Annotated in this window: 23 protein-coding genes; 16 read left to right on the forward strand and 7 right to left on the reverse strand. The window is 72.6% G+C overall.

Annotated elements, in window-relative coordinates; all coding sequences use genetic code 11:
• The first annotated feature begins 145 nt into the window (after positions 1–145).
• Positions 146–643: a serine hydrolase gene (locus ACFXHB_RS14055; protein ID WP_380574335.1), complete on the forward strand. Its 498-nt coding sequence runs from the start codon at positions 146–148 to the stop codon at positions 641–643.
• Here ACFXHB_RS14055 and ACFXHB_RS14060 read toward each other — a convergent pair.
• The gene (locus tag ACFXHB_RS14060; protein WP_380574336.1) at positions 547–1,200 is read right to left on the reverse strand and encodes a hypothetical protein; all 654 of its coding nucleotides are present in this window, start codon (positions 1,198–1,200) and stop codon (positions 547–549) included. The genes ACFXHB_RS14055 and ACFXHB_RS14060 overlap by 97 nt on opposite strands.
• 203 nt (positions 1,201–1,403) lie before the next feature.
• Between ACFXHB_RS14060 and ACFXHB_RS14065 the strand changes: the two genes are divergently transcribed.
• Positions 1,404–2,450 carry a hypothetical protein gene (locus ACFXHB_RS14065; RefSeq protein WP_380574337.1) on the forward strand — a complete coding sequence of 349 codons (1,047 nt, stop codon included), beginning with the start codon at positions 1,404–1,406 and terminating at the stop codon, positions 2,448–2,450.
• 34 nt (positions 2,451–2,484) lie between these two features.
• On the opposite strand, the gene ACFXHB_RS14070 is transcribed toward ACFXHB_RS14065, so the two are convergent.
• The 4 genes from ACFXHB_RS14070 to ACFXHB_RS14085 form a co-directional block, all read right to left on the reverse strand.
• Complete coding sequence (locus tag ACFXHB_RS14070) at positions 2,485–3,423, reverse strand: hypothetical protein (protein WP_380574338.1); 939 nt, start codon at positions 3,421–3,423, stop codon at positions 2,485–2,487.
• A 136-nt stretch (positions 3,424–3,559) separates the two neighbouring features.
• Positions 3,560–4,597, reverse strand: a complete 1,038-nt coding sequence (locus ACFXHB_RS14075; protein WP_380574340.1) for a TolB family protein — start codon at positions 4,595–4,597, stop codon at positions 3,560–3,562.
• Positions 4,594–6,027, reverse strand: coding sequence for an MFS transporter (locus ACFXHB_RS14080; RefSeq protein WP_380574341.1), 1,434 nt, complete (start codon positions 6,025–6,027; stop codon positions 4,594–4,596). The genes ACFXHB_RS14075 and ACFXHB_RS14080 overlap by 4 nt, the downstream gene beginning before the upstream one ends.
• 5 nt (positions 6,028–6,032) lie before the next feature.
• Entirely contained in the window at positions 6,033–6,923 is an 891-nt protein-coding gene (locus tag ACFXHB_RS14085) for an alkaline phosphatase family protein (RefSeq protein WP_380574343.1), read from the reverse strand.
• 409 nt (positions 6,924–7,332) lie between these two features.
• Between ACFXHB_RS14085 and ACFXHB_RS14090 the strand changes: the two genes are divergently transcribed.
• From ACFXHB_RS14090 to ACFXHB_RS14115, 6 genes are all read left to right on the forward strand, one after another.
• Positions 7,333–8,595 (forward strand): cobalamin biosynthesis protein, encoded by a 1,263-nt coding sequence (locus ACFXHB_RS14090; protein ID WP_380574344.1) that lies wholly within the window; start codon positions 7,333–7,335, stop codon positions 8,593–8,595.
• A complete protein-coding gene (cobC, locus tag ACFXHB_RS14095) occupies positions 8,592–9,674 on the forward strand; it encodes an Rv2231c family pyridoxal phosphate-dependent protein CobC (RefSeq protein ID WP_380574345.1) in 1,083 nt (360 codons plus the stop codon). The genes ACFXHB_RS14090 and cobC overlap by 4 nt, the downstream gene beginning before the upstream one ends.
• Before the next feature lie 135 nt (positions 9,675–9,809).
• Positions 9,810–10,472, forward strand: coding sequence for a hypothetical protein (locus tag ACFXHB_RS14100; protein WP_380574346.1), 663 nt, complete (start codon positions 9,810–9,812; stop codon positions 10,470–10,472).
• A gap of 193 nt (positions 10,473–10,665) precedes the next feature.
• Entirely contained in the window at positions 10,666–11,520 is an 855-nt protein-coding gene (locus ACFXHB_RS14105) for a hypothetical protein (RefSeq protein ID WP_380574348.1), read from the forward strand.
• Positions 11,521–11,880: 360 nt separating this feature from the next.
• Positions 11,881–13,110, forward strand: coding sequence for a helix-turn-helix domain-containing protein (locus ACFXHB_RS14110; RefSeq protein ID WP_380574349.1), 1,230 nt, complete (start codon positions 11,881–11,883; stop codon positions 13,108–13,110).
• Between the two features lie 102 nt (positions 13,111–13,212).
• Positions 13,213–13,659, forward strand: coding sequence for an ATP-binding protein (locus tag ACFXHB_RS14115; protein ID WP_380574351.1), 447 nt, complete (start codon positions 13,213–13,215; stop codon positions 13,657–13,659).
• A gap of 101 nt (positions 13,660–13,760) precedes the next feature.
• On the opposite strand, the gene ACFXHB_RS14120 is transcribed toward ACFXHB_RS14115, so the two are convergent.
• Positions 13,761–14,552 carry an MOSC domain-containing protein gene (locus ACFXHB_RS14120; protein ID WP_380574352.1) on the reverse strand — a complete coding sequence of 264 codons (792 nt, stop codon included), beginning with the start codon at positions 14,550–14,552 and terminating at the stop codon, positions 13,761–13,763.
• Between the two features lie 380 nt (positions 14,553–14,932).
• On the opposite strand from ACFXHB_RS14120, the gene ACFXHB_RS14125 reads away from it, so the two are divergent.
• The 4 genes from ACFXHB_RS14125 to ACFXHB_RS14140 are packed head-to-tail and all read left to right on the forward strand — an operon-like array spanning position 14,933 to position 17,311.
• Entirely contained in the window at positions 14,933–15,358 is a 426-nt protein-coding gene (locus tag ACFXHB_RS14125; protein WP_380574353.1) for a hypothetical protein, read from the forward strand.
• Entirely contained in the window at positions 15,355–16,011 is a 657-nt protein-coding gene (locus ACFXHB_RS14130) for a hypothetical protein (RefSeq protein WP_380574354.1), read from the forward strand. The genes ACFXHB_RS14125 and ACFXHB_RS14130 overlap by 4 nt, the downstream gene beginning before the upstream one ends.
• On the forward strand, positions 15,975–16,817 hold the full coding sequence (locus tag ACFXHB_RS14135) for a hypothetical protein (protein WP_380574355.1): 843 nt from the start codon (positions 15,975–15,977) through the stop codon (positions 16,815–16,817). The genes ACFXHB_RS14130 and ACFXHB_RS14135 overlap by 37 nt, the downstream gene beginning before the upstream one ends.
• Positions 16,814–17,311: a GNAT family N-acetyltransferase gene (locus ACFXHB_RS14140; protein ID WP_380574356.1), complete on the forward strand. Its 498-nt coding sequence runs from the start codon at positions 16,814–16,816 to the stop codon at positions 17,309–17,311. Before ACFXHB_RS14135 ends, ACFXHB_RS14140 begins: the two co-directional genes overlap by 4 nt.
• A gap of 3 nt (positions 17,312–17,314) precedes the next feature.
• Here the strand turns inward: ACFXHB_RS14140 and ACFXHB_RS14145 are convergent, their stop codons facing one another.
• Positions 17,315–17,848 carry a hypothetical protein gene (locus tag ACFXHB_RS14145; RefSeq protein WP_380574357.1) on the reverse strand — a complete coding sequence of 178 codons (534 nt, stop codon included), beginning with the start codon at positions 17,846–17,848 and terminating at the stop codon, positions 17,315–17,317.
• A gap of 191 nt (positions 17,849–18,039) precedes the next feature.
• Between ACFXHB_RS14145 and ACFXHB_RS14150 the strand changes: the two genes are divergently transcribed.
• The 4 genes from ACFXHB_RS14150 (at position 18,040) to ACFXHB_RS14165 (ending at position 20,495) form a co-directional block, all read left to right on the forward strand.
• On the forward strand, positions 18,040–18,348 hold the full coding sequence (locus tag ACFXHB_RS14150) for a hypothetical protein (protein ID WP_380574358.1): 309 nt from the start codon (positions 18,040–18,042) through the stop codon (positions 18,346–18,348).
• Positions 18,320–18,844: a DUF6879 family protein gene (locus tag ACFXHB_RS14155; RefSeq protein ID WP_380574359.1), complete on the forward strand. Its 525-nt coding sequence runs from the start codon at positions 18,320–18,322 to the stop codon at positions 18,842–18,844. The genes ACFXHB_RS14150 and ACFXHB_RS14155 overlap by 29 nt, the downstream gene beginning before the upstream one ends.
• Before the next feature lie 24 nt (positions 18,845–18,868).
• Positions 18,869–19,717, forward strand: coding sequence for a helix-turn-helix domain-containing protein (locus ACFXHB_RS14160; RefSeq protein ID WP_380574360.1), 849 nt, complete (start codon positions 18,869–18,871; stop codon positions 19,715–19,717).
• A 109-nt stretch (positions 19,718–19,826) separates the two neighbouring features.
• The gene (locus ACFXHB_RS14165; protein ID WP_380574361.1) at positions 19,827–20,495 is read left to right on the forward strand and encodes a class I SAM-dependent DNA methyltransferase; all 669 of its coding nucleotides are present in this window, start codon (positions 19,827–19,829) and stop codon (positions 20,493–20,495) included.
• Positions 20,496–20,541 lie beyond the last annotated feature (46 nt).

Below are 20,541 nucleotides of genomic sequence, written 5' to 3' on the forward strand. Positions count from 1 at the left end.
CTCCTCTGCGTGGTACGGGCACGGCCGTGCCCGCGGGCCGCGCCGCACGCCGGGGACGGAGCCTATGCGCCCGCGCCGGAGCGGCGCCAAGGCTTTTCGACCGACCCGCCCCGCGTCAGGTGGTCCATCAGATTCCTTTCCCCCGATGCCCAGTGCGCCGCCGAACCACACACCGCTACACCGCTACACCGCCCGCAGTGCGTCGCGATCTGACGCCGTCCGGGAATTGTGCGGCTTCTCGTTGGTGACCAGCGACGACCCGGCGGCCGAGTACGTCCGCGATGCGCTGGGGCAGGAGCGGATCGACGCGACGATCAAAGACCTGCGGTTGAGTTCGACGGCCTTCCCGGCCGGCTTCTCCGAACGGGAGCTCGGGCCACTGGGGCGGGCGAACACCACGACCGCGACGGACACTCTGCGACTGATCGAGCACATCGAGCGGACACGTCACCGACGCCGAGTACCGGCTCACCATCGACCCCGCGATCAGGCCGACCCGCCTGGCCCGGGCCGGGACGACGGCAGCCACGGTCGGCGCGGCAGTGGTCACCGCTTCGAGGTGTACTCGATGTGCAGGAGGCCCGGGGTGCCCTTCGCGGTCCGGTACGGGTCGGTGCTCTCGTGCCGCAGGGTGACGCAGTAGTGGGAGCCCGGCGGGTAGCGCGTCAGGGCGGCGGGGGCCTCGGTGCTCAGTGAGCGGATCCAGGCGCCGGTCCAGCGGAAGGCGGTGGCGCTGCCGGTGAGGAAGAGGGTGCGGGCGGCGCTGGCGAAGCGCAGTTCGTCCCGCCAGCCGGCGAAGCCGCGGCGGCGGTGGTCGATGGCGTCCTCGGCCGGGAAGTCGCTGTCGGGGATGTCCGCGGTGTGCGGCCGGCCGGTGCGCAGGCGCCCTCGAACCGCCTTCCAGCGGGAGGGCGGGAAGCCCAGGCTGTGGTGGAGGAGCACGAGGTCCAGCCGGTCCGGGGCGAAGGGGTCGGCGGGGCCCGCGGTGGCGCGCAGCGGCAGGTGGATCAGCGAGCGCGGGGAGCGGGCGGCCAGGGCCCAGGCCGCCGCGAGGCCGGCGGCGGCCGGGCGGTCGACGACCATCTGCAGGGACCACGAGTCGTCGTACAGCACGGCTCCGGGGGTCCGTGGGGCGGCGGTGACCACCCGGTACTCGTCCCGGCCGACCCGGACCCGCTGGACCGTGGTTCGCAACTTCACCGCGCCACCCGCATGCGTTCCTGCTCCCGCCTTCTCCGATGATCCGCCAGTCGTACCGCACAGAGTGCCGTCCCGTCGCGCGGGTTTCCGGTCGGCCCGACGAGTCGGCATCGAACTCCAGGTGCCCGATCGGTCACCGGATCGAATCCCAACTCGACTACCATGCATCGGACTTGAACGAACCAATCAGGCCGGGAGCGAGTATGGGCGACGATCCGTCGACACCGCGGACGGATGCCGGGAGGCCGAACACGACGCAGACGTCACCACCACCGCCGGCCACCGTTCCCCGTCAGTCGGGCCCCGAGCCGTCGAGCCCCGCCCCGGCGGCCGACGGGGCGGGGGCCGGGACACCGGGGCGGGCGGGCAGGCTGCTCGCCCTCGCCATCGCCGTCGTCACCGTGGTGGGCGGTGTGATCGGCTGGTTCGCCTTCTACGACAGCCACCGCACCACGGAGTCCGGCCTGCGCAAGGACGCCGCCGAGTACCGGGACCGGCAGGAGGACGAGGCGAACGAGAACGGGCCGCCGCTCCTCGTCTCCGCCGGTGGCGCCTGGTACGGGCCCGCCTGGTACGCCGACGGCAGCCCGGATCCCGCCGCCGACGGAAGGGCGTTCCCGGTGAACGGCGTCGAGATCTTCACATGGTTGGAGGCCCGCACCCCCGTCGGGAGGACGGGCACGGCCGTGACCGTGCAGAGCCGGCACAGGACCACGGTGGTCGTCCAGGGTGCGGAGTTGAGCGAGCTCAGCTGTCAGGCGCCGCTGAGCGGTGCGGCCTTCCGCCCGCCGGGCGTCGGGGACGGCGGCGACGAAGCGCCGCCGACCGGGATCGGCTTCAACCTGGACGTGCAGAAGCCGATCGCGCACAACGTGGAGACCGGCACGGGCCCCGACGGATCGCCGCAGGAGGTCCTCGGCGGGCCGTTCACCCACAACGTCGCCCTCGACAAGGGCGACGCCCGGCAGCTCGTCGTCACGTTCCAGAGCCGGACCAAGTCCTGTACGTTCCGCGCCGACCTGCTGGTCTCCTCGAAGGGCCGGCTCTTCCGGATCCCGCTCCCGGCGACCTGGCAGGACGGCGCCGCGGCCGGGTACGTCTTCAAGGTGACCGCGCCCGCCGAGCGGTACCGGCAGGTCTTGGTGACGGACAACGCGTGGACGCTCCGGTCCGTCGCTCCGCAGGAGGTCGCGGCCGACGGTCTCGCACTGACCCTGCGGGGGGAGTCCTCCGCCGGGCCGGCCCAGTGAGTTCCCGCGGTGCCGGGTGCGCCGGGCGGGGGCGTCAGCCGGTCGCGCGGACGTAGATGTCCGCCGCGCCGGGGAGACCGCCGGAGGTGACGGCGACGTAGATGCGGCGGCCCGAGGTGGGGTGGGTGGGCTCCGGGGGCAGGACCGGCGTCGGCGTGGCCGTGGGGGTGGGGGACGTCGTGGGCTCGGGAGGTTCGTCTCCGGCCGGGCCGCCGGCCTGGAGCCCGCCCGGGGCCGGTTCCGCCGCCGACCCGGTTACCGACCCGGATACCGCCCCCGACGCCGCCGCGGGGTCGGGCCGGTCGTCCGCCCCGGCCGTCCCGCCGGGTTCGTCGGGAGGCGGCGGCGTACACGTGGGAGAGGGGGACACCTCGACGGCCGACTCGGTGGGCGTCGCGGCGTCCGAAGGGGTCGGCGCGGGTGTCCCCGGTGCGGGTGCCTCCGGTGCGGGTGTCCCGGGCGCGGGTGCCGCGGGCCCGTCCGGACCGGGGAGTTCCGGGGCCTCGGCCGGCTCGTCACCGCCGAGGGCCGCCGCGAGATCGGCCGGCAGCGGCGCGCTGGGGCCGGGAGCGGGCAGGTCGTACGTCCGCAGGAAGTCGCCCACCCCGATGTCCTGGCCGCCGCCGAGCCGGTAATGCAGATAGGCGACCGGCACGCCGTCCGCCGTGCGCGTGTACACCGCGCCCACCGGGACGTAGTAGCGGCCCGCGCCCGGGTGCTGGGAGGGGTGGAGGCCGGCCAGCAGCTCGGCGCGGTCGCGGTCGGTCTCGATCGCGCCGCGGCCCAGCGTGAGCGCGTTGACGCCCCGGACCAGCAGCGCCGCCGCGACCGCGACGGCCAGCACCAGACCCACCGCGACCGTCCGCCGCAGCACCGGACGCCCGTGCAGGGCCGGCCAGGAGTCGCTCGACGTCCGCTCCGCCGACAGTCCGCCGCCCCTGTGTTCCCGACCCGGCCGCCCCGCTTCGTTCACCGCTGCTGCTCCCCCGTACCCGTCGGCGCGGCCGCCCGTCGACCGCGCCGGTCGGACCCGGCCGCGCCGCTCGCGCTCCTCGCACTCTCGACGTGGACCCTACGCCCGAAGTTCCGAGTGGGACCAACCAGCCCGATCAGCTCGGATAGGCGGGTGCGACCGCGGCTTCGAGCACCCGTTCGGCCAGGCCGCCGCCGTCCGCCGGGACGGTCCACAGATCGGCCCCGAAGTCGCCGGGGAGCGCGTAGAGCAGAGTGGCGTCGTCGGCCCAGACCGCCTGGTCGTCGATGCTGCGCTGGTCGGCGGTGGCCGTCTCGGTCATGGTGGCCAGGTCGAGCACGTAGAGCCGCCAGGGCGCGTCCTCAGAGAGGCCCGGAACGCGCTTCTTGTAGGCGATCCGGGTGCCGTCCGGGGAGAGCGAGGGGCACTCGACGTTCTGGTGCAGCGTGGTGAGGGTGCGGGCGGCGAGGTCGCCGCGGACGAGGTAGGTCTGGCCGCCGGTGGCCACCGTGGCGTAGAAGGTGTTGTCGTCGGCGAAGGTCACGCCCCAGATGTTGACGTCCGGCGCCTGGTACGGCTTGCCGTCCTTGATCACGGCGAAGGTCTCCAGGTTGTCCCGGAGGTTCCAGTCGCGGACGTCGACGATCGAAGTGCGGGTGGAGAAGTTGGTGCCCGCGTAGGAGTCGCCGCTGACGAAGACCGTCCAGGCGGCGAGGTGCCCCGAGGGCGAGACCCGGGAACGGGTCGGGATGCCGGCGGCGGGGAAGGACCGCAGTTCGCGCAGGTGGTCGTCGAGCACGACGGCGTGGTAGGTGTCCTGCAGCGCCCCGCGCTCGGCCTGCAGGCAGATGCCGGTGCCGGCCGCCGCGTAGAAGCGCAGGCACTGCACGCCCGAGGCGGTGCGCGGGCCGTCCGGCTGGTCGGCGGGCACCGTGACGATCTCGTCCCGGTGCGGGCCCCAGGCCAGGTTGCGGAAGAGCAGGCGGCGCGCGCCGGGCGGGGCCTGGAGCGACACCGGGCCGGGGGTCACCACCGGGCCGCCGGGCTGCGCCTGGTCCTTGCGGGCCGACCGGTCGGACGCGTACAGCACGGCGCCGGTACCGACCGAGCCGAGCAGCAGGACGGCGACGAGCAGGATCAGCACCCTGGTCCGGCCTTGGAGCGGTTGGGTCACGAGGGCACCTCGGAGTCGGAGTCGCGGACGGGGGCGGAGTCGCGCCCGGCGGCGGGGGCGGGACCGCGGGGGTCGGGGGCGGGGGCGGGACTGCGGGGGTCGGGGGCGGGGGCGGACTCGCCGGTGGCGGGCCCCGCGTCGGCCCCGGGGGCCTCGCGCAGCACGAAGGCGGCCGCCAACACACCACCGGCCAACGCCGCCGCGGACCAGCCGAGCGCGGTGGTGCCGCCCACCGCGCTCCACAGCGCGCCGAACGCGAGCGAGCAGCCGAACCGGGCCAGCGCCTGCCCGGTGCCGACCAGGGCCAGCCCGGCGCCGCGCTGCTCCGCCGGTACCGCGTCGGCCGCCGCGGCCGCCAGCACGCCGTCCGTCGAGGCGTAGAAGGCGCCGTGCAGCGCCAGGACGCAGACCGCCGTCGGCAGTCCGCCCAGCGGCGAGAGCAGCAGACCGTACGCCAGCAGCAGTGCACCGTGACCGGCCAGGAAGAGCCGGCGTCGGCCGATCCGGTCGGCGAGCGCGCCCAGCGGGACGGCGAGCAGCAGGAAGGCCGCGGCGGTGCCTAGCGGCAGCAGCGGGAAGAGGTCGGTGGAGAGGCCCAGGCGGCGCTGCACCAGCAAGTAGAGGAAGGAGTCGCTGACGGTGGTGAGGCCGAGCAGCACCGCGCAGAGCGCCAGCCGGCGCAGCCCGGGCAGCCGCAGCAGGGCGAGGCCGTCGCGCAGCCGGGGGGCGGTGGCCGGCTCAGCGTCGCCCGGCTGCCGGTTCGGCACGAAGAGCAGCAGCACCAGCACGCCGAGCACGGCGACGCAGGCGCTGACGGTGAATACCGCGTCGTAGCCGTGCCGTTCGCCGCCGTCGGCGAGCAGCGGGCCGCCGGCCAGTCGAAGTACCAGGAAGGCGGCGAGCGGGCCGATCAGCGCGCCGGCGGTGTCCATCGCCCGGTGGACGCCGAACGCCCGCCCCCGGTGCTCGGGTTCGGTGGCCAGCGAGATCATCGCGTCCCGCGGCGCGGTGCGCAGCCCCTTGCCGGTGCGGTCGACGGCCAGCACCGCGCCGATCAGCGGCACGGTGTGGACGAGCAGCAGCAGCGGCTTGCAGAGCGCCGACAGGCCGTACCCGACCACCGCGACGGCCTTGTGCCGGGACGCGCCGTCGGCGCCGCGCCGGTCGGCGAGGTGGCCGCCGGCCAGCCGGACCAGCGCGCTGAACCCGTTCTGGATGCCGTCCAGCAGGCCGAAACCGAGCGGGGAGAGGCCGAGCCCGGTGAGCAGGTAGAGCGGCAGCACCGCGCTGACCATCTCGGAGGAGATGTCGGTGACCAGGCTGACGGTCCCCAGGGCCAGCACGGTGCCGGGCACGGCGGCCGCCCGCCGCCCCGGCCGGGGGGCCGGGGCGACGGGGGCCTTGGAGCTGCGGGATTCCGCGACGTACACGGGCGTCAGTTCCAGATGCCGGTGATGGTGGCGGCGGAGGCGGCGTTGCCCGCGTGGGTGGTCAGACCGGCGAGGTCCTCCAGCGTGCGCAGCACGTTGTAGTGGTTGTAGGTGGTGGCGGTGGTGGAACCCGGCGTGACGTGCTCGCCGTAGAAGACGGTCGGGATCCGGTTGCCGGAGAGGCGGTTGTCCTCGTCGAAGGTGACCACGAGGAGGCTGTTGTGGGTCTTGGCCCAGGTCGCGTAGGCGCCGAGCTTGTTCTTGACCCAGGTGTCACCGGTGCCGACCGAGCAGTCGTGCATGTCGTTGCAGAGGTCCGGCACGACGAAGGACACCTTGGGCAGGGTCGTGTAGTCGGTCGGGAACTGCGCGAAGGTGTACGCGGTGTTGGTCGGCACGTTCTTGAAGCCGAACCACGGGTTGTGCTTCTGGGCGTACTTGCCGCTGCTGCAGGTGGTCGAACCCTGGCTCGGCAGGCCCTCGTTGTAGCTGCCCCAGGTCTTGCCGGCGGCGATCAGCTCGGAGCCGAGGTTGGCGGCGGTGAGCGAGCCGACCGGCACGCAGCTGTCGTCGGTACGACCCTGCGCGCTGCCCGAGAACAGCTGGTAGTAGTTGGGCTCGCTGGGGTGGGTGAGCCCGTACGACTGGGTCAGCGTGGCGCCGCCCGCCGCGAGGGTGCCGTTGATGTACGGCGCGCTGGAGCTGCCGATGACCTGCGAGTACGCGTGGTTCTCCAGGACGACGACGATCACGTGGTCGGGCGTGGGCAGGGTCGCGGCCTGCGCGGTGCCGGTGGCCGCCCAGAGGCCGAGCGAGCCGGCGATCAGGCCGAGCCCGGCGCCGAGGGCGGTCAGGGTGCGGCGGGGGCTGCTCGGGCGGAGTCGTGCGAAGGGCATGGTGTCCTCCGTGCGTCGGGAATCCGGGGTTCGGCAGGAACCGCCGGTGGGGCTGTGCGGGATGGTGCGCTGTGCGGGGTGGTGCGCGGTGGTGCGGCGTGCGGGGTGGTGCCGTGCAGGGGTGGCGCCGTGCCGTGCGGGGTGCGTTCGCGCCGGACCGGCGGTGCCGGGTTCGGAGCGCCGCAAACAGTAGGAGCGCGGCGGTGGCGTGTACGGCACAGGAAAGATGAAGAACAGACGAACAGCCTCCTGCGGTCGGCGGCGGAGGTCACAGCGGCCCCGATTGACCCGTCCGTCGCGGCCATGGTGGGATTTCGTGGGCCGGCGAGCGGCCGCCGCACTGCCGCCGGCGGGCACCGGACGACCATCGGGCGGCCCGGGAGCGGCCGCCGGGTGAAGGGAACGCGAAGTGATCGGGCTGCTGGCCCTCGATGCGCCGGGCCGCCGGCTCGCCGGGGAACTGCACGCGCTCCGGCCGGACGGCAGCACGGTGTTCCGGGCCGAGGACGACGGCGAGAGCCCGGAGGCGCTCCTGGCCCGCGCGCTGGGCGCGTGCCGGCAGCTGGTCTGTGTCGCTCCCGTCGCCTCGATCGTACGACTGCTGCTCCGGCGCGCCCAGGCCGAGCGGACTGGTCCGGCCGGGCGGGCTGCCGCGCTCGACGGGGGCCCCGGTGACGTCGACATCGTCTGTGTGGACCCGGGCCGACCGTTCCCCGTGTCGCTGACCGGCAGCGGCGCGGACGACCTGGCCGGCGAGGTGACGGCGCTGCTCGACGGCTGCCCGGTGGTCACCGGCGTCGGTGTCCTCGCCCCCGGAGCCGCCGGCGTCGCCGCCCTCGGCGTCCCCGGCGCCCTCGTCGTCGGCGTCCCCGCTGCCCTCGTCGTCGGCGTCGGCCTGCGTGAGGCGACGGCACTGCCCGAGGTGGCCGAGCTGATCCGCCGGACCCTGCGGGAGGCCGGACTGGCCGACGCCTCCGTCGCCCGGCTCGCGACCCTCACCGGCAAGGGCGACCACCCCGCCGTCCGCCGCGCCGCCACCCTGCTGGGCGTCCCGGTGGACGAGCACACGGCCGAGGACCTCGCGGCCGTCACCGTCCCGAACCCGTCCGCCGTCGTCGGCGCGGCGGTCGGCACCCTGAGCGTGGCGGAGGCCGCCGCACTGGCCGGCGCGCCGGGCGGCGAACTCCTCGTCCCCAAGCAGAAGTCGGCGACGGTGACGGTGGCGGTCGCCCGGGTGGCGGTCGCCGGAGGGCTCGCGGTCGGACGGCTAGCGGTCGGACGGCTAGCGGTCGGACGGCTCACCGTCGGCCGGCTCACGGTCGTCGGCCTCGGTCCCGGGCCGCGCGACCTGGTCGTCTCCCGAGCCGAGGCGGAGCTGCGCCGTGCCTCAGTGGTGGTGGGCACGGCGGACGCGCTGGCGGCGGCCGCCCCGCTGCTCCGGCCGGACGCACGGCGGCTCACCACCGCCGACCCCGCCAGCGCCACCGACCCCGCCAGCGCCACCGCCGACCACGTCCGCGCCGCCGTCGAACGCGCCTCGCACGGCGAGACCGTCGCCCTGGTGGCCCTCGGGGACGGCCTCACGTACACGCCACCGGCCTCCGACCGCTACACACTCGTCCGCGTCCCCGGGCTGCCCCTTCTCGTCGATGTCGATGGAGACCACTCGTGACCACCCCCGACCATGACCTCCGCCACCACGGTGACGCGGAGGTGCGCGCCGACGGGGCCGGTCTGGTCGACCTGGCCGTCAACGTCCGCACCGGCACACCCCCGCAGTGGCTGCGCGAGCACCTCGCGGCGACGATCGGCGACCTCGCGGCCTACCCCGACGGGACGACCGCCCGCGCCGCCGTCGCCGCGCGGCACCGGCGACCGGTGGCGGAGGTCTTGCTCACCTCGGGTGCGGCGGAGGCCTTCGTCCTCCTGGCACGTGTCCTGACGCCACGTCATGTCGTCGTGGTGCATCCGCAGTTCACCGAACCGGAAGCGGCGCTGCGGGACGCCGGGCACGCCGTGGAGCGCGTGCTGCTCACCCCCTCGGACGGCTTCCGGCTCGGCGCGGTACCGGAGGAGGCCGACCTGGTCGTCCTCGGCAACCCCACCAACCCGACCTCCGTCCTGCACCCGGCCGCCGCCGTCGCGGCCCTGGCCCGCCCCGGTCGCACCCTGGTGATCGACGAGGCGTTCATGGACACCGTGCCCGGCGAGACCGAATCCCTCGCCGCCACCGCTGCCGGGGAGTTGCCCGGCCAGGTGGTCGTCCTGCGCAGCCTCACCAAGACCTGGGGACTGGCGGGCCTGCGGATCGGCTACGTGCTCGGCCCCGCCCCCCTGATCGCCGCACTCGGCGCCGCCCAGCCGCTCTGGCCGGTCTCCACCCCGGCCCTGGCCGCCGCCGAGGCGTGCAGCGCGCCCGAAGCCCTCGCCGAGGCCGAACGGGCCGCGCGGGACCTCGCCGTCCACCGCGACCACCTGCTCAAGGGCCTCGCCACCTTCCCGACCGCCCGGGTGCACGGCGAGCCGGCGGCCTCCTTCGTCCTGGTCGAACTGCCCGACGCCACCGCCGTCCGCGCCCGGCTGCGCGAGCACGGCTTCGCCGTCCGACGCGGCGACACCTTCCCCGGCCTGGGGCCGGACTGGCTGCGCATCGCCGTCCGGGACGAGGCGACGACGGACCGGTTCCTGGCCGCGCTCGACGCGGTGCTGGGCGCGGGCTCACCCCCGGCCGGGACCCGAACCGGTCGCTGAATCACCACCGGGGCCCGACCCGGCACCGGCCGCTGCAACACGACCGGGACATTTCACGCACCAGCCGGTGATCAAGCCGGACCTAGCGTGGAGGCAGACAGCAAGACGCACTGACAGACGGAAGTTGGGACTCCCATGCGCTCGCGACTCACCCTCACCGCACTCGCCGTCACCGCCATCGCGGTGACCGCGACCGCCTGCGGCCCGGAGAACAGTGACGCGCCCGCCGCCGCGAGTGCCGCCCCGACCACCGCCGCCGGTGCCACCGCTCCCCCGGCCGCCGCGCCCACCTCCGCCGCACCGACGGCCGCCGCCCCGGGCACGGCCGCGCCCGCCAAGACCGCGAAGCCGACCACCGCCGCCACCACCGCGCCGGGCGCGGGCGACAAGACCGGCTACGGCCAGGCCTGCGGCGCCAACGACCTCGTCTTCGGCGCCAAGATGGAGAGCCAGGCGGGCGGCTACATCCAGATCTCCGCCAAGGCCAAGGCCGGCATCACCTGCGTCCTGCCCGGCGAACACCCGGTCATCGCCTTCGGCTCGGGCGGCATCGAGGCCGGCAACGCCGAGCAGGCCACCGGCGCGCCGATCACGCTCACCGGCTCCACGGTCGTCTACGCGGGCATCAACCCGAAGAGCACCAACACCAACCAGGTCATCGAGTTCAAGGACGTCATCATCGCCATCGGCAAGGGGGACGCGAACCCGGCGAGCATTCCGGTCGGCTCCGTCAAGGTCGACAAGCCGGTCGTCACCAACTGGCACACCAATGCCAAGGACGCCGTCCCCGGCATCTGATGCGCGATGATTGACGATCGATCAGATACCTTTTGGTGAGCATCTGGAGCGCATTCAGGACCGTTTCCCGAATCATTCCGCTGCCGAACCATGTCTGTGCTACGTTCCGAATTACCAACGGAACAAAGAGACATAGATGACCCCGGCGGTGCGCCAACACCCCGGGGCCCGGCAACAGGAGCAAGACCTCCCGATGCGTGTCCATCGTAGCGCCCACGCGCGCCATTTCACCGTGCTGCCCAACGGTCTGCTCCAGGACCGTCGGCTCAGCTACACCGCCCGAGGACTGCTCGCCGACCTGCTCTCCCGCCCCGACGGGCGGCGCGAGGACGGCCGCCAGATGGCCGACACCAGCCCGCAGGGACGCGGTACCGTCCGGCGGGCCCTGAAGGAGCTGACGGACGCCGGCTACTACCGGGTCGAGACCGTCCGACTGCCCGACGGCACACTCCGCAGCGAGACCCACGTCTACGACACCCCGCACGCGCGGCCGAGTGCCACCCGTCCGGAACCCGGTGAGCGGAACTCCGGGCGCCCTGACGCCCCTTCGGTAAAGGAGCCGGGGAAAGCACCCGCCCTCCCGCCTCCTCCTGACGAACACACCCGCACCGCCGTGGCGACGCTCTTCCGGGTACTCCGCCCGGAACCGCGCCTGCGCCTCGGCGAGGCCGAGGCGCTCGGCCTCGCGCCACTGGTCACCCAATGGCTGCACCGCGGCTGCACCGCCGACGACCTCGCCCGGGCACTCCTCCCCGGCCTGCCGGCCCAGCTGCACTCCCCCGTCGCCGTGCTCCGCAGCCGCCTCACCCGCAAGCTGCCGCCGATGCGGGAGGATCGGCCGCACCCGGCCGCGCGGTACACGGAGTGCCCCGGGTGCCACGACCCCGTCCCACGACCGGGGCTGTGCCGCCCGTGCGCGGGCGTCGCCCCGCGACCCCCAGCAGCCGACCGTCACACGGCACTCACGGGCGCCACCCGCGTCCGCGAAGCCCTGCGGACGCCCCGGAGGTCCCTCCAACCACCGGGCGGACCGGCACCGGCACGGTAGATCGGGAACGCCGCTCAACACGCGGACACCCTTGGGACATCAGTGCGACGCCGCCAGGATCACCCGCAAGCCCGGCGAACTCATCCTCGGCCCGGCGCTTCGCCGGGCCCTGCGGGTCCGGCATGACATCTCCTCGATTGCTTGCTTGATCATCCGTTCCGCCGCGTCATCGGTCCGGGTCGCCAGACCACGATCAGGAATGGCCACTGGAGCACGCAACGCACCAGGCCTCACCTCCCGACCCCCGGAACCGCACGAACCGGCGATTGGACTCACAACCACCATGCCCTCGCGGTCGATCGCGGATACCTTTCCGATCGAGGGACGCCCTCGGACCCGGTTCGGCATGGGGAGGCTTCAATGCTCGACGAGCAGGAAACCATCGGAAAGCGCATCCGGCGTGCCCGCCTGAGGCTGGGCATGCCCCAGGCCGATCTGGCGGCGGCAGTCGGTCGGACCCAGGGCTGGGTCTCGAAGGTCGAGGCAGGGCGGATCGAGCTCGATCGGGCCGGGGTCATCAATCAGCTGGCCGCCGCGCTGCATTGTCACCCGAACGACCTGGTCGAGCGCCCGTACATCGCGGAGAAGTCCTCGGAGAACCAGTGGCACATCTCCGCAGCCGCAATTCTCCGTGAGTTGCGCCGCTACGACCTCACTCCCGTGTTCGACGGCTCTCCACGCGCTTCCCGTGATCTGTGGCGGGAGACGGAGCACCTGCACCGGCTCCGCGACGAGGCGGCCAACACCGCCATCCTGGGCATGCTGCCGGATCTGCTGCGGGAGGCTCGGGCGCTCGCGGAGGTGGCCGCCGGCCATGAGCGGGAGGAGGCGTTCTCCGTCTACGCCGTCTGCTGCAAGTTCGCACACACCGCCGCCCACACCCTCGGGCACCCCGAGCTGATCGCCATGGCCTGTGAGCGGGCCTCCTGGGCCGCCGCGAGGTCCGGCGACAGCGTGCTCCCCGCCGTGGCCGACTGGATGCGGGTCTGGGACATGTGGGCCACGGCCGACTGGCCCGACGCGATCGCACTGTCGGACAAGGCCTTGCGGTCGATCGAGGACGCGAACCAGATGGGCGACCCGCTGGCCGTCCGCGCGTGGGGAAGCCTGCATCTCCGGGCCGCGGTGTCGGCCGCCCGGGCCGGTGACGCCCAGCAGGTCGAGGACCGCATCGAGGAGGCGCGACGGGCGGCGCGGCGCATGAAGCCGGCCGGAAGGGCGACCTTCGATCGGCACTCGCTGACGTTCTCCCTGGGAAACGTGCAGGTCCACGCCGTCTCCGTGCAGGTGGAGATGGGGGACCACACCAAGGCACTGCTGCTGAACGAGCGCGCCGATCCGCAGCACGTATCGGCGCTCCCCAAGTCCCGGCGCGGTCATCACCGCATGGATCTGGCGCGGGCCTGGCTGTGGGACGGCAACCGCGACCGGGCGCTCACAGAACTGGAGGAGGCCGAGCGGATCGCCCCTCAGCTCGTCCGCAACCACCCGATCGCCCGGGCCACACTCCGAAAGATCGTCTACGCCGAACGAGCCGCCACCCGCGAGAGGCTGCGCCGAATGTCGGACCGGTTCCGCCTGGACGGATAGGCCGTATTCCACCCGTTCATAGTCACCTGTAGTCGTGCGCCTACTGTCTGTCGCAGAGGCCGGTGGGTTCCTTCCTGCCGACGCGATGACGAAGGACCGACCGTGAGCGTCTTCAGCAGACCGATCCTCCACACCTGGGAAGGCACCCTCACGGAGCACGACTCCTCCGTGCGAACCGCCCGCCGCCAGGTCCGCGACCGGCTCGCCTCGTGGGGGTGGGACGGGGAGCGCGTCGACGATCTCGTGCTCATCACCTCCGAGCTGGTCACCAACGCGGTCGTCCACGCCTGCCACGGGAACGGCGAAGTGCGCCTCTACCTCCAGGAGTTCGCGGGCGACTGCCGGCTCGAAGTCTGGGATCCGCGCTTCGACCTGCCGCTGCGGGACCGGCGTCCTCGCCGCTTCAGCGAGGGCGGCCGGGGGATCGAGCTCGTCCGCGAGCTGGCCTTCGACTTCGGAGTGGTCCTGCGGCGTGGTACGGGCAAGCGCGTCTGGGTGCGCGTCCTGCTCGACGACCGGCAGAACCCGTTTCCGCCGTCCGGGAGTTGAGCACCGATGGAATCCCGTCCGAGCCGGCAGGCCGGCCGACAGCGCGAGCAGGCCAGGGCCGCCGTCGCCGAGCCGGCCGACGGCCCTGGCCGCAGCAGTGATCAGTCCAGCACGACCGCGTCCCCCAGCGCGACCGCCCCCGGCTCCACCACCTGCGCGTACACGCCCGCGCAGGGCAGCGCCGTCATCCCCTCCAGCGGCACCAGCCGGTTCTGCGCGGCGAGCACCTTCAGTGCAGCCGTACTGCGCGGGAGTTCGCCGTGCGCGAGGGTGGGGACGGCGCAGCGGGGAGTGGGGACGAGGATGCGCAGCCGCAGGTCCGGGCCGATCCGCACCTCGCGGCCCACCCACGCGTTCTCCACGTAGCCGGCGCCCTCGGTGCGGATCACCACGTTGGGGCGGTAGCGCTCGGCCTCGGCCGGCACGGCGCCCAGGGTGGAGGTGGTGAGCAGGTGCAGCGGGGCGAAGTCGAAGAACGTCCCGGCAGGCGCGGCCCGACCGATCTCGCTCTCCGTGACGGCTACCTCCTCCGCGATGCCGTGCGCCAACACCTCCTCGGGGACGGCCCGTTCGACGATCGCCCCGGGCGGGCGCTCGTCGACCAGGAGCACCTTGCGGCCCAGCGCCTCCGAAAGTTCGCCCTCCCCCACCTCCCGACCGTCCGGCCCGGTGATCACGACACCGCCCGGTTCGAGCACCGCCGTGAACGCGAGCATCCCCGCCCAGAGCCGCGGGTTCTTGGCACTCGCCACCCGCCCGCTCCCGGCATCGAGCAGCCCCATCACCCGGTCGCCGGCCAGCCCGCGGTCGGACACCGCGGCCTCGCCCAGCTCCTCCCCCAGCATCGACTTCACCGGGTACCGCCGAAGCCGCTCCACCGTCCCGACCCTCATGCCACCGCCCTCCGCCCGCTCCCGCCCTACGGTGAGGCCTCGCCCACCGGTCCGAGCCTAGAACGATCGACCGAATAAGCGCCGGACCGAACTGGCCAAGATCGCCGTTCGTGGAGCCGAGACCAAGAGGCGTATCGCCAAGGCACGCAACGCCGTCGGGTGAATCGGTGCAACCGCATGCAACTTCATGGCACTGTCCGTGATCCGCTCACTACGGTCTCACTCACTCCCCGTGGCCCCGGCGAGAAAGCGGTGCGACGGCGAGACGTGATCCACACGCATGTCCGCGAAGTCACGCCCGGCTGACCCCTTCCGCGAGACCGGGCCCTGCACTGCTCGTCCGCCCCGGGTGAGCATGACCAACCTGATCGGAGAAGCCCGTGAACGCCGCCGGCATCAACCTCAGCCCCGAGCTGATCGAGCTGGGCAAGTTCTTCACGATCGCCGCACGCCGGATCGGCGTGGGCGCGACCGCACCGGAGATGTTCTCCGGTGCGGTCGACGCGGCGTGGCACACCCTCGTCGCCGACCCGGCCGCACACGACGCGTTCGCCCTTCAGCACGCCGGCCGCAAGCTGACCCACGTCGAGACGAAGGGCTCCGGGCCCATCGCCTGGGTGGCCGCGTACGAGGAGGCGTACGGGCCGCTGCCGGAGATCTGGTTCGCGGACGCCGACGGCACCGTGAACACCGATGCCCTCGCGCAGTACCGGAAGACCGGAACCGTCACCGCGGAGTGGGACTGCGGTCCACGACCCGGCCCCGGCGACGGCGACGACCTGACCCAGGCGGCGTCCGACCTGTGATCACTGCACCGTTCGACCGAGCGTCCCGGCCCACCGCCGGGGCGCTCCGCCTCACCGAGGCCCGGACTGAGAACCCCGCCGGCGTCGACGTGAACGGCTACCTCGCCGACCTGCACGAGCACTGCCCGTTCCTGCGGCCCTCCACCCGCCGGGGGATGACCGGGTGGACCATCTACGAGATCGCCCCAGGAAGCCACCGGTACGCCGTGGAAGCGGAGTTGTTCTACGCCGGGGTACAGGCCGCAGAGTGGGTCCGCCCGCTCATGGGCCGCCCGTTCGGTCTCCTCGCGTGCGAGAACGTGGTGCTGGTCGGGTGCTGCGAGGGCGCGGACCATCGGGAGCTGATGACCTGGCCGCACTGGGCACTGAAGAACCTGTATGCCCCGGTCGGCGTGATGTTCGGGAAGTTCGCCCAGGGAGCGACTGAGACCGGTCGGCGCGGGCAGAGCATCCCGCCACCTCCGTGCTCGTTCCTCCCGGTGCGGGCGGGTGTCCGGCCGCTGGACCCGAAGCTCCTGGAGGCAACTCCCGACCTCGCCACAGCGCTGTCCGTGGCGGTGGACGACGGCCGGGACGCCTTCGAGCACATCCCCTGCGAGTGGAAGGCAGTACGAGAATGGGCGAGTTCCCTTCCGAGGCCAGAGCGGCACTGACGGCGGCGGAGGCCGTCTGCGGGCCGCTGGAGCTGAAGGAGATCAGCGACCGGCGGGGCTCGGCGGTGTGGAAGGCCGGCGGCCCGCGCGGGGTGGTGAGCATCAAGCTCGGTACCGGCGAGGCCGCCGAGGTCACCACCCGCGAAGCCTCCGTGCTGGACCAACTCCCCGACTGCACCGTGACCGTAGGTCGCTTTGATGGCGGGGTCTGGTACGTCACCCCCTGGCTGGTCGGGCCGTCCACCTGGGACGTCTTCCGCCCGGTCCGCAAGGGCGAGGACGGGAGGGACGGAGCCCTCGCCGCTGCGGTCGACCTGTGCCAGGTGGTGGCCGACCTGCACGAGGCCGGCTGGGTGCACGGCGACCTCCAGCCCCAGCACGCCATCCACACCGAACAGGGCGTCCGGCTACTGGACTTCGCGTGGTCCCGCCAGGTCGGCATCACCCCGTGGTCGACGTTCGACGGCACGATGATCCACCTCACCGCGCCCGAGCTGGCCGCCCGGATCATCAACGGCCCCCAGCCCGTGGAGACCACGCAGACCGCCGACGTCTACGCCCTCGCCGGCACCCTGTGGACCTGCGTCACCGGGACCTGGCCGCAGGACTACGAAACCGCCGGAATTGGCAGCGACGCCCCGGTAGAGATCAAGCGCAAGGCCATCGCCCACCGCGCCGTCCCGCTCTCCACCGCGTTGCCGTGGCCGTCTCTCCAGGCCCGCCTGCGGTACGTCCTGCTGGCCGACGCCGACGACCGGCCCACCGCCGCCGAACTGGCCGACCTCATCGAAACGGCGGCCGCGTGATCGGGCTACGGGAGCTGACCTCGGACGACGCCGTCGCCCTCCAGGACATCTACGGTCCGGAATCGATCGGATTCCTCGGGCGGGGCCCGATGGGCCCCGCCGAAGCCGGCAGCTACGCACGTGAAGCGATGGCCGCCGCCGACCAGCTCCCGCGCACGGTCTACACAGTCGGTCTCGCTCGGAAGGGTGACCTGCTCGGGATCGTCAAGCTCCGCCTCGACCGACCGGCCGCCACCGTCAGCTACATCCTCCGCGCGGACGCCTGGGGAAGGGGGTACGCGACAGAGGGGGTCCGCGGGATCCTAGCCCTGGGCTTCGACCGCCTCGGGCTGCCCGTGGTCCATGCCAAGCACCACCCGGACAACCCGGCCTCGGGCCGGGTCCTCACGAAGGCCGGATTCACGCCGACGGGTCGGGTCTCCGGTTTCGAGACCTACCTCGCCCGGCCGCGACAGCCACCTCGACCGGGTCACCGCCGCGGCCGCTCCGCCTGATCCTCATGCGACCGTCTCCGCCCACTCCCGCAGTGTGGTGAAGTCCCGGTCTCCCAGCCCGACTTTGGGGTCGATGCGCAGGGTCAGCGCCGGGCCGGGGTGGTGGGCGGCTATCCACTCGGTATCCTGCGGCTTCAGCTCGTCGTCGACCCAGACGAACGGGCGGCCGGCGGCCCAGGCGACCAGGTTCCTGGTCTTCCAGTGCAGGCCGTCCGGATCCTCCTGGTGCAGCTGCGGCCAATGGATGTACGGGAGCCGCGGCAGCCCGAGCAGCGGCCCGATGAAGGTGTTCGCCTCGTCCATCCACGTGGTGGCCCACACCAGCTCGTACCGCAGCGCCAACAGCTCGGGCCCGTGGTCCGGGTTGATCCAGATCCGCAGCGGCCGCACGCGCTCGGCGGGCTTCTGCGGAAAGCGGGCGACCCATGTGTCGGGCTTCACCCGGTGCGTGCCGTACCCGTGCGGGCGCCGGTGCCGCTTGGCGGCGTAGGGGTTGAGCGGTCCGTCGACATCGAGCAGGAGGAGCGGCAATGTCATACCGGGCATCCTCTCCGGAAGCCCGCTCCGGGGCCAGGGATTTGTCCCGCCCGGTTCGGATCATAGGGGCCCCGAAGCGCCATCCCGGCGGTTCACCGGCCCGAATAGGGGGGAGTGGCCATTCACTGGAAGTCGCTCACCCCTCACAGCGTCACAGACACCGGCCGATGCTGAGGACGAACCTCAGCGGAGTGCCCTGCGAGATCGCCCACGAGAACGTGGCAGAGGAGAGCGACGTGACACTACGGTTCCTCGGTATCGACCCGGATACGGGCACCGCCAACAGCCCGACCATCTGGGTCGACGACCAAACCGGCACCATCGTCCTGCAAGGCTTCACTGCTGACGACACGATGATCGCCGAGGCCCTGACCGCCGGGCATGGCCCGGGCCACGAGAACATCATCCCGGATCACGAGTCGGTGATCCACGTTCCGGCGCGTATGGTGCCGCTCCTCAGGAAGGCGTGTGATGAAGCAGAGCGTTCCGGACTTCATTGAGCAGCTCACCTCGGTGACCTCCAGCGCGGTCCATCTGGAGATGCGAGACGCTTACGGCGTCGCTGACGAAGCCGACGACTTCGCCCGCTGGCTCGCCACCGGGGAGCGGGACGTGGACCCGGCGTCGTCCTACTGGTCGACCTGGGTGAACCTTGTCGCCAGCCTGACAACCCGCCGGGTGAGCGTGCGCCGAGCCCGAATCGTCTCGGAGCCCGTCAGCGACTACATCCGGTATGAGCACGCGGGCACCGTCGTGAACCTCGGCGCGGGTGAGCAGGTCCGTTGGCTCCCTCGGAAGCAGGCGTCCGATCTCACCCTGCCGGGAAACGACTTCTGGCTCCTGGACGGCCGCCTTGTCCGTTTCGGACACTTCTCCGGGGACGGCGCATACCTGGGGGAGACATTCACCGATGATCCGGCCGTGGCGGCGCTGTGCGACACCGCCTTCGAAGCGGTGTGGGAGCGTGCCACGCCGCACGAGACATACGAGCTCTGAGAGCCCTGGTCGGACGGTCGGATCATGGCCCTCTCGCCCTCTTCACCTGCGCAGGCCGCCCGCGAAGCCGTCTCGAAGCGTCTGCGGGAGCTCCGGCTTGACGCGGGGCTCTCGGGCCACGAGGTGGCGGTCCGGAGCGGTTGGAGCAAATCGAAGTCCAGCCGGCTCGAGAATGCCAGAACGACGCCGTCGGACGCGGACATCCGCGACTGGTGCCGGGCCTGCGGCACGGAGGGCGAGGCAGCTGATCTGATCGCGGCGAACCGTGCCGCCGATTCGATGTACGTCCAGTGGAAGCGCGTGCACCGGAACGGGATGCGCCGTTCCCAAGAGGACATCATGTCGCTGTTCGAGCGGACCCGCCTCTGCCGGGCGTACTGCTCGAACGTGGTACCCGGCCTGGTCCAGACACGCGAGTACGCCACCGCGCTGATGCGCCGCATCACTGCCTTCCAGAGGACGCCGAATGACGTCGAGGCGGCGGTCGAAGCCCGCGTCGCGCGGTCGCGGCTATTGCGCGAAGGCGACCATCGGTACGCACTGTTGATCGAGGAGAGCGTCCTGCGGTACCGCATCGGCGATCGGTTCGTCATGCGTGGTCAGCTGGAAGCCCTGGCAGCGGTCATGGGCCTGCCTCGTGTCAGCCTGGGGGTCATTCCGTTCGACGCCGATCGCCTCATGTGGCCGCTGGAGGCCTTCCTGATCTTCGACAACCATCAAGTGATGACGGAGTCTCTCTCGGCCGTCGTGACCATCAAGGCCCCCGGTGAGATCGACACCTACGACAGCGCGTTCCGCATACTGACCGGCATGGCTGTCTACGGCTCGGATGCGCGGGCGCTCATCACCAAAGCGGCTGCCGCACTGAAGTGACGGTGTGCACAGTGGTGACACCGGCCACTGAACGGGCATCCAGGGCGCCCTGCCTCACGCCCTGATTCAGGAACACCCACACCACCGACTCCTCCTCAAGGGAAGCCAGTTGCCCGCACAGCACGACATCGAGTCCGAGCGTGAACTCTGGGACGCGTACGCAGCCGGTATCAAGGAGGACGTCTTCGACGCCGGGTCGGTGTTCCGCTGGACCCAGTACACCGACCACGGGCCCGGGCCGGAACTGCTCGGGTCTCCGGCCAGTGCGCTGGAGATCGGGTGCGGCACCGGGCGCGCGATGGCCGCGCTGGCGGAGCGGGGCGTGAAGGTCACGGGCGTGGACCTCTCACCCGTGATGGTGGAGAAGGTCTCGGCGCGCTGGGGACCGTCCGGCGTGCGGATCCACTGTGCCGAGGTGCTGGCCTACCTGAGCGGCACCGACGAGACCTGGGACGCGGTCTACTCGGTGTTCGGAGCGGTCTGGTTCACGGACCCGCTGAAGCTGCTCCCCCTGATCGCCGCCCGGCTGAACCCCGGCGGCGTCCTGGCCTTCTCGCACCCCCCGGCGATCCCCGGGGCCTACGGCCCGCAGGGCATGTACAAGGGCGGTTTCGCCGGGAAGGCGCTCCACACCTACCGCTACGCCTACACGCCCCGCAGGTGGGTCGGCCTGCTCCGGCGGAGCGGGTTCGAAGCCGCGGAAGCCCGTGTTCTCGACGCCCCGACCGAGGGGCACATCGGGACTCTGATCGTCACGGCCAGGGCTCCGGGAGCCTGACGAGCATCCCGCTCCGCCCGTGCGTCAGGTGCTGACGCACGGGCGG

This window comes from Kitasatospora sp. NPDC059327 (assembly GCF_042752535.1).
In the GTDB taxonomy this organism is placed as follows: Bacteria; Actinomycetota; Actinomycetes; order Streptomycetales; family Streptomycetaceae; genus Kitasatospora.